Below are 7414 nucleotides of genomic sequence, written 5' to 3' on the forward strand. Positions count from 1 at the left end.
CCGGATGCGGGCAAGACGGATGCCGGCACGGTCGCCGCCAGCGCGCCGAAGCCCGCGCCGAAGATGACGGCCGAGGTGAAGACGCTCGTGGACCGGATGCAGGCCTTCTACGAGAAGACGGGCGACTTCAAGTCGGGCTTCAAGCAGGACTACAAGTACAAGACCTTCCGCCGCACGCAGTCGTCCACGGGCACGGTGACGTACAAGAAGCCGGGCCTGATGCGCTGGGAGTACACGAACCCGTCGCCCCGCACCTTCGTGCTCGCGGGCAGCAAGGTGTACATGTACGACCCGGCCGCGCAGACGCTGTCGGTGGCCGCGATGGACACCAGCCAGCTCTCCGCGTCGGTGACGTTCCTCTTCGGCCAGGGGAATCTCGCGGAGGAGTTCGCCATCTCCAAGGGCGACTGCAAGGACTGCAAGGGCACGCTGCTGGTGTTGGATCCGTTGAAGACGGAGCCGCGCTTCCGCCAGGTGCGCCTGGAGGTGGATCCCACGACGGCCCAGGTGCTCAAGAGCACCGTGGTGGATCCGGACGGCAGCGAGAACACCATCGCCTTCGTGGACCTGAAGACGAACGTGGGCATCTCGGCGGACAGCTTCAAGCTGAACCCGCCCGAGGGCACCCGCGTGGATGACTTCACCAAGCCGAAGGCGCAGTAGGAAGGCCGCCCTCCATGCGCGGCGTGCTGCTGGCGGGGTGCGTGCTCCTGGGCGCGGGATGTCACTCCTCCGCGCCGCCGGGGCCCGTGCGTCCCACGAGCCTCGTGGGGCAGACGCTGCCCCTGTTGTCGTCGCCTGCGCTGCGGCTGACCGTGGCGGGCCGGCTCGATGGCCGGGCCGTGCCCGTCGTGCTGGATGTCGCGCGCCCGCTGTCGCTCGTGACCACCGGCTGCTTCGGGGACACGCCGCCCGCGCCCGCCGGCACCGCGCGCGTGCCCGAGCCGTCCGGTGGCCACCGCTCGTGGCCCGAGGTGCCGGCTCCCGCGCTGACGGTGGGCCCGGTGGCGCCGCCCCTGCGCACGGTGCTGCTGTCCGGCGAGAAGGGCTGCTCGGTGACGCTGGGGCAGGACGTGCTGGCCCCGTACGCGCTCACCGTGGAGCCGCTGCGCCGCGAGGTGACCTTCACCGCCACGCGCCCCCGCGAGGCCTATGACGCGGAGCTGCGCGCGTCGGACGCGGTGCGCGAGTCGCACGTCGTGGAGCTCAGCCGCGACCCCGTGGGGGACTGGGCGCTGCTCGCCGTGCAGGTGACGCAGGGCACCGCGAGCGTCACCGGGCCCTTCGTCCTGGGGACGCGCGAGCCCTTCTCCCGGCTGGCGGTGGACCCCGCGCTGGCGCAGGGGCTCCAGCCGCTGGAGACGGCCGCGGGCCTGCCGCCGCGCACCTTCGCGGTGGACGCGGTGGAGGTGGCCGACGGGCTGGGCGTGCGCCCCCTGGTGATGGAGGCAGCGGGCCGCTGGCCGTCACAGAGCAGCCTGGGCCGGCTGGGGCCGGACGTGTGGGGCCACTTCACCGCCACCGTGGACGCGCAGGGCGGAGCGCTGGTGCTGCGCAGGCCTCGCGTGCGCACGCCCGAGGACGGTGGCCGGCAGCAGTGCGCGGGCGAGGGCGGGGCCTTCAGCGAGGAGGCCTGCTACGGCGTCTTCGTGCACCCCGAGCCGGACGGCGCGGTGGCCCTCTCCGGCGCGGTGTACCGGGACGTGCCCGAGGGCGTGCGGCTGTACGTGGAGCCCCGGGGCGCGGACGGCCAGCGCCTGGAGACGGGCTGTCAGGTGGGGCTGAGCTTCCCCACCACCCTGCGCGGCGCCAACACGCAGCACCGGCTGCCGTGGGCGTCGCTGGCGCAGAGCCTGCCCGCATGTCACGCCGCGCTCCAGGCCGCGCGGAGCTACGCGGTGTCGCTGGTGGAGGAGGGCCGTCAGCCCGAGTGCCCCACCACCTGCGCCTTCGTCACGGAGACCGCGTCGCGGCGCACGGTGTGCGAGTGCCAGCCGACGCCGCTGGGCGAGGGCGTGGCGGTGCCCACCAAGGGTTCGGGCCCGCAGCCGCCTCCCGTCGAGGAGCGCGAGCTGGAGCCCGAGGATCCGAAGTAGTGCTGTTCAACCGCCGCCGGTGACTACTCCGGCCGCGGCTCCGCGGGACGCTTCAGCGCCTTCAGGGGCACGGGCGCGGGCAGGGCCTCGCGCGGGGTGTGCGTGCGCTGCTTGGGGTCCGGACGCTCCACCACGCGGGCGATGAGGTCGTAGTCGTGCGCCTCCGTCACCTCCACGGTGACGAACTCGCCCGGGTACGCCAGGCCGTCGTTGATGTAGACCTGTCCGTCGATTTCGGGCGCCTGGCCCTCGTGGCGGCCCACCAGCAGGTGCTCGGACTCCTCGCTGGGGCCCTCCACCAGCACGGTGAGCTTCTGGCCCACGAGCTTCTTGTTCTGCTCGCGGTTGATGCGCTTCTGGATGGCCATCACCTCGCGCCAGCGGCGCTCGATGGTCTTCGCGGGGACCTTGTTCGGCAGGTCGAACGCGGAGGTGCCCTCTTCATCCGAGTACTGGAAGACGCCCAGGCGCTGGAAGCGCTGCTCCTTCACGAACTCCTTCAGGAGCTCGAAGTCCTCCTCCGTCTCACCCGGCAGGCCGACGATGAGCGAGGTGCGCATGACGAGGTTCGGCACGCGCTCGCGCAGCTTGGTGAGCAGCTCCTTGAGGAACTTGGAGTTGCGGCCGCGCTTCATGGACAGGAGCAGCTTGTCGCTGGCGTGCTGCACCGGCATGTCCAGGTACTTGGCGATCTTCGGCTCGGACGCGATGACGTCGATGAGCTCGTCCGGGAACACGCGCGGGTAGGCGTAGTGCAGGCGGATCCACTTCACGTCCACCTTCGCCAGCTCCCGGAGCAGCTCGTGGAGCTTGGGCTTGCCGGGCAGATCATGCCCGTAGGCCGTGAGGTCCTGCGCGACGAGGTTCAGCTCCTGCACGCCGCTGTCGGCGAGGTTGCGCGCCTCGGCGAGGATGTCCTCCACCGTGCGCGAGCGCTGGCCGCCGCGCAGCGTGGGGATGATGCAGAACGCGCAGGCGTTGTCGCAGCCTTCGGAGATCTTGAGGTACGCCGTGTACTTCGGCATCGAGTTGATGCGCGGCGTCTGGGCGTTGTGGATGTAGTCCGGATCCGGAATCACCTGGCGCGGCGACGCCTCGGCGGCCAGCAGGTCGCCAATCTGCGCGTAGGCGCTGGTGCCCAGGAAGTGGTCCACCTCCGGCATCTCCTGGGACAGGTCCTGGCCGTAGCGCTGGGACAGGCAGCCCGTGACGACGAGCGTCTTGCACGCGCCCGTCTTCTTGAGCTCCGCCATCTCCAGGATGGAGTCCACCGACTCCTGCTTCGCCGGGCCAATGAAGGCGCACGTGTTGACGACGATGACCTGGGCCGCCGCCGGGTCCTGCACGAGCGAATAGCCGCGGGTGCGCAGCGTGCCCAGCATCACCTCGGAGTCCACCCGGTTCTTCGGGCAGCCGAGGGTCATCATGTACAGGCTCTTGGTGTCTTCCACTGCGTCTACCGCTTTCCGATTTCCGTTCGATCGAAGTGGTCCGCACTCCAAACGAAGTTGACGATGGCGCCGTTCGAGTAACCGATGGTCAGCGCTCCCTCTTCATCCAGTTCGATGGAACTGGCGCGACCCAGCGCACAGGTGGCGGCCGGCCACTCGAGCGCCTGCTGCGCCGTCTTGCCCGATACGACGTAGAGCCCCATCCGGAGCTCGTCGTCGGAGTCGCATTGACCCTCGACGGCATAGGGATTCTTCCCGGTGAGCACGGTAACGACCGGTCGCCCGTCCGGCAGGCTCAAAGTGTCCGGCACGTTGACGCCCATCGTCGACGCGTCCACCGCCTTGGGCGCCACCAGCGCGCGCAGCGACGGGGGCGTGAGCGATGAATCGCCCTGGGCCCAGTCCGGGTAGGGCATCACGCCCCACCCGAGCCAGCCCGTGGGGGCCGCCTCCAGGGCGGTGACGGACGCGGGGGGCTTGAGCTTGAGGTTCTTGCGCGTGTCGTCCGGCAGCCGCAGCGCTTCGCCCACCATCGTCGTGCCGCCCGTGCAGTTGGAGACCGGCACCGTCTTCTGGCCCACCTGGTCCTGGTCCTCGTAGGTGACGCACAGGTCCATGACGAGCGGCTCCACCGCGGGGAAGCGGGGCAGGGCGCGCACCGGCACCATGGCCACCACCACCAGCGTGTCGCCCCGGCGGTGCACCGAGGCGTTCACCAGCCCTTGCGCGAACCGGGGCGTGCCGCTGTCGGCCGCGGAGGTGCGCTGGCCGTCGAAGGCGAAGCGGTAGGTGTAGCCCGTGGCGGTGGGGCCCGCGTCCGGGAAGGACAGGGTGAGGGTGATGAGGTCGCCCGCGAGCAGCTGGTTGTCCGTAGCCTCCACGCCCACGAAGAGCGTGTCCTTGCGCCAGCCCACCCGGGCGGAGAAGTTCGCGGTGGCGCCCTCGACGGTCAGCGGCTTGAGCACCAGCGGCGAGCCGAAGTCCTTGAGCCCGCCCTCCGGACGCGGCGCCTTCTTGAGCACGGGCACCGGGCGGCTGGGGCGCGCGGCCTCCTGCGCGAGCGGGGCGGAGGACGCGAGCAGCAGGCAGAGCGTGAGGAGGGCCGGGGGAGCGGCGTGCATGGCGGGGGAGCTCAGTCGCGGAAGTTGGTGAACTGCATGTCCAGGCTCAACCGGTCCTGCTCCTTGCGGAACAACGCCATGGCGGCCTGCAGGTCGTCGCGGTTCTTGCCCGTCACGCGAAGCTGATCCGCCTGGATGGAGCCCTGGACCTTGATCTTCGAGTCCTTGAGCACCTTGATGAGCTCCTTGGACTTCTCCACCGGGATGCCCTGCTGCAGCTTGATGGGCTGCTTGACGTTGGCGAGGCCCGTCTTCTCGATGTCGCCGAACTCCAGCACCCGCAGGCTGATGCCTCGCTTGGCCAGCTTCACCAGCAGCACCTCCTTGGCGGCCTGGACCTTGTCCTCGCTGTTGGCCTTCACCGTGACGGAGGTGTTGTCCGGGGCGACGATGATGTCGGCGTTGACGCCCTGGAAGTCATAGCGCGTGCTGAGCTCCTTCTTGGTCTGATTGACCGCGTTGTCGAGCTCAGCCAGGTCGATTTTGGAGACGACGTCGAAGGAGGGCATGGGGGGCTTCGGCGCCCTTACCATACCTACACCCGGACGACCAAGGGGACCACCAGGGTGCGTCGGGAGGTGTGCTGCTTGAAGGCCCGCTTCACCGCCCGGACCAGCTCCTCGCGCGCCAGGGCGTCGTCCCCGCGAAGCTGGGGGTTGAACTCCTCGAAGTAGGCCTTCGCCTCCAGGGCCACCCGGGAGAGCACCCCCTGCTCGTCAGGAGAGAGCCCCTGGCCGGACAATTGGGGGCCCGCCACCAGGGCCTGGGTGTCGCGCCGGAGCACCACCACCGCGGCGACCATGCCCGTCTCCGCCAGCCGGTTGCGCTCCCCCAGGGTCTCCGCCGTCAGCACCCCGTTGCCGGAGCGCTCCCGGAGGATGCGGCCGGACGGCACGCTGCCCGTGAAGCGGCCCTGGCCCTCCTGGAACGTCACCACGTCGCCGTCGTGCGCCAGCAGCAGGCCCTCCGGGGCCATGCCGGACTCGCGCGCGGTGGTCAGATGTCGGTGCAGGTGCCGGACTTCCCCATGGACGGGGACGAAGTTGCGCGGGCGCACGATGTCCAGCACGCGGCGCTGCTGGGGGCGGCTGGCGTGTCCGGAGACGTGCACGCCGGGCTCCACCTGGGCGTAGACGATGCGGGCGCCGCGCCAGTGGAGCTGGTCGAGCAGCGCGCCCACGGAGCGCTCGTTGCCGGGGATGGGGCGGGCGCTGACGATGACCAGGTCGCCGGGTTCCAGCCGCACGGGCCCGTCGCCGTTGGCCAGCTGGGTGAGGCCCGCGCGGGGTTCGCCCTGGGCGCCGGTGGTGAGCACCGCCACGCGGTGGGGCGCGAGCTTGGGCACGGAGTCCAGGTGCACGAAGAGCGAGTCAGGAACCTGGAGGTAGCCCATCTCCCGCGCCAGCTCCACGTTGCGCACCATGCTGCGGCCCTGGAGCGCGACCAGGCGGCCGGTGCGCTCGCACAGCTCCAACAGGTGCCGCACGCGGTGGAGGTTGGAGGAGAACTGCGCGACGACGATGCGACCCTTCGTCTCCTGGAAGAGGCGCTCGAAGGTGGCCTGCACCACGCGCTCGCTGCCCGTCTCGTCGGGGAGCTCGGAGTTGGTGGAGTCCGACAGCAGGCACAGCACGCCTTCGTCGCCCGCCTCGCCCCAGCGCTCCAGGTCCGTCTTCAGCCCGTCGATGGGGTCCGGATCCAGCTTGAAGTCGCCGGTGTGGATGATGGTGCCTTCGGGCGTGCGGACGATGAAGCCCACCGCGTCCGGCACGGTGTGCGTGACGCGCGTGGCCTCCACCTGGAAGGCGGTGCCGACCTTGAAGGGCGTGCGCGGTTCGATTTCGCGCAGGTCCGCCTCCACGCCCAGCTCCTCCAGGCGGTTGCGCGCGAGCGCCAGCGTGAAGCGCGTGCCGTAGATGGGGACCGGCACCTCGCCGAGCAGGTAGGGGAGCGCGCCGATGTGGTCTTCATGGCCGTGCGTCAAGAGCACGCCCTTGAGCTGCGCGGCGTTGCGCTTCAGGTGGGTGAAGTCTGGGACGATGATGTCCACGCCCGGCATTCCCGCCGAGGGGAACATCAGACCGGCGTCGATGAGCAGCATCTCCCCACGACAGGCGAGCACCATGGCGTTGAGGCCGATTTCGCCGAGGCCGCCCAGAGGTATGACGTGGAGCATGTGAGCGCAGTCTAAGGACTTGCTCCACCTGGCGCGTGGGAATCCGCACCCCCTCGCGATTCAACGCCTCTGGCCGCCTGCTTGACTCGGTTCAACTAAAGGCTTAGTTGTATCGGAACTAAGCCTTTAGTTCGAAGTCAGGGAGGTCGCCGCCGTGTCCAGGTCGCCGTCCGTCGAGGAGTCCCGGCCGCTGACGCCGGTGGAGCTGGAGCTGATGCAGCTCGTGTGGAAGCTGGGGGAGGTGAGCGTGGCGGACGTGCTCGCGGCGCTGCCCGCGGAGCGCAAGCTGGCCTACACGTCGGTGTCCACGGTGCTGCGCATCCTGGAGCAGAAGGGTGTGGTGCACAGCCGCAAGGAAGGGCGCGGGCACCTGTATTCCGCTCGGCTGTCGCGCGAGGCCTATGAGGCGCAGAGCGTGCGCCACCTGGTGGCGACGGTGTTCGACGGCACGCCTTCGTCGCTGGTGGCGCGGCTGGTGGAGGCGGTGCCGCTGTCGGCGGAGGAGGTGGAGCAGATCCGCAAGCTGCTGGGTCGCAAGGGGGGCAGGGGATGAACCTCTCGCTCAGGGAC

The 7414-nt window shown here is 70.2% G+C and carries 7 protein-coding genes; 3 read left to right on the forward strand and 4 right to left on the reverse strand.

Going from position 1 to position 7414, the window contains the following annotated elements:
• Both lolA and D7V93_RS33070 read left to right on the forward strand, forming a co-directional pair.
• Window positions 1-663: outer membrane lipoprotein periplasmic chaperone LolA (gene lolA / locus D7V93_RS33065; protein ID WP_504739588.1), on the forward strand; the 663-nt coding region annotated here is incomplete at its 5' end.
• Between the two features lie 14 nt (window positions 664-677).
• Window positions 678-2096, forward strand: a complete 1419-nt coding sequence (locus D7V93_RS33070) for a hypothetical protein (RefSeq protein ID WP_120647176.1) — start codon at window positions 678-680, stop codon at window positions 2094-2096.
• 23 nt (window positions 2097-2119) lie between these two features.
• Here the strand turns inward: D7V93_RS33070 and rimO are convergent, their stop codons facing one another.
• From rimO to D7V93_RS33090, 4 genes are read right to left on the reverse strand one after another with little or no spacing between them, the layout of a single operon-like run.
• Window positions 2120-3520, reverse strand: coding sequence for a 30S ribosomal protein S12 methylthiotransferase RimO (rimO, locus tag D7V93_RS33075; protein ID WP_372338375.1), 1401 nt, complete (start codon window positions 3518-3520; stop codon window positions 2120-2122).
• Window positions 3521-3552: 32 nt separating this feature from the next.
• Window positions 3553-4668 (reverse strand): hypothetical protein, encoded by a 1116-nt coding sequence (locus D7V93_RS33080; protein WP_208723236.1) that lies wholly within the window; start codon window positions 4666-4668, stop codon window positions 3553-3555.
• Window positions 4669-4679: 11 nt separating this feature from the next.
• A complete protein-coding gene (locus D7V93_RS33085; RefSeq protein WP_120647178.1) occupies window positions 4680-5177 on the reverse strand; it encodes a YajQ family cyclic di-GMP-binding protein in 498 nt (165 codons plus the stop codon).
• A 26-nt stretch (window positions 5178-5203) separates the two neighbouring features.
• Window positions 5204-6844: a ribonuclease J gene (locus D7V93_RS33090; protein WP_120647179.1), complete on the reverse strand. Its 1641-nt coding sequence runs from the start codon at window positions 6842-6844 to the stop codon at window positions 5204-5206.
• 154 nt (window positions 6845-6998) lie between these two features.
• On the opposite strand from D7V93_RS33090, the gene D7V93_RS33095 reads away from it, so the two are divergent.
• A complete protein-coding gene (locus D7V93_RS33095) occupies window positions 6999-7397 on the forward strand; it encodes a BlaI/MecI/CopY family transcriptional regulator (RefSeq protein WP_120647180.1) in 399 nt (132 codons plus the stop codon).
• The last annotated feature ends 17 nt before the right edge of the window (window positions 7398-7414 follow it).

This window comes from Corallococcus llansteffanensis (assembly GCF_003612055.1).
Lineage (GTDB): Bacteria > Myxococcota > Myxococcia > Myxococcales > Myxococcaceae > Corallococcus > Corallococcus llansteffanensis.

Excerpts from the sequence above, each read along its gene's own strand:
- D7V93_RS33070 (WP_120647176.1), top strand. The coding sequence starts at position 678 with ATGCGCGGCGTGCTGCTGGCGGGGTGCGTGCTCCTGGGCGCGGGATGT.
- rimO (WP_372338375.1), bottom strand. The coding sequence starts at position 3,520 with ATGACCCTCGGCTGCCCGAAGAACCGGGTGGACTCCGAGGTGATGCTG.
- D7V93_RS33080 (WP_208723236.1), bottom strand. The coding sequence starts at position 4,668 with ATGCACGCCGCTCCCCCGGCCCTCCTCACGCTCTGCCTGCTGCTCGCG.
- D7V93_RS33085 (WP_120647178.1), bottom strand. The coding sequence starts at position 5,177 with ATGCCCTCCTTCGACGTCGTCTCCAAAATCGACCTGGCTGAGCTCGAC.
- D7V93_RS33090 (WP_120647179.1), bottom strand. The coding sequence starts at position 6,844 with ATGCTCCACGTCATACCTCTGGGCGGCCTCGGCGAAATCGGCCTCAAC.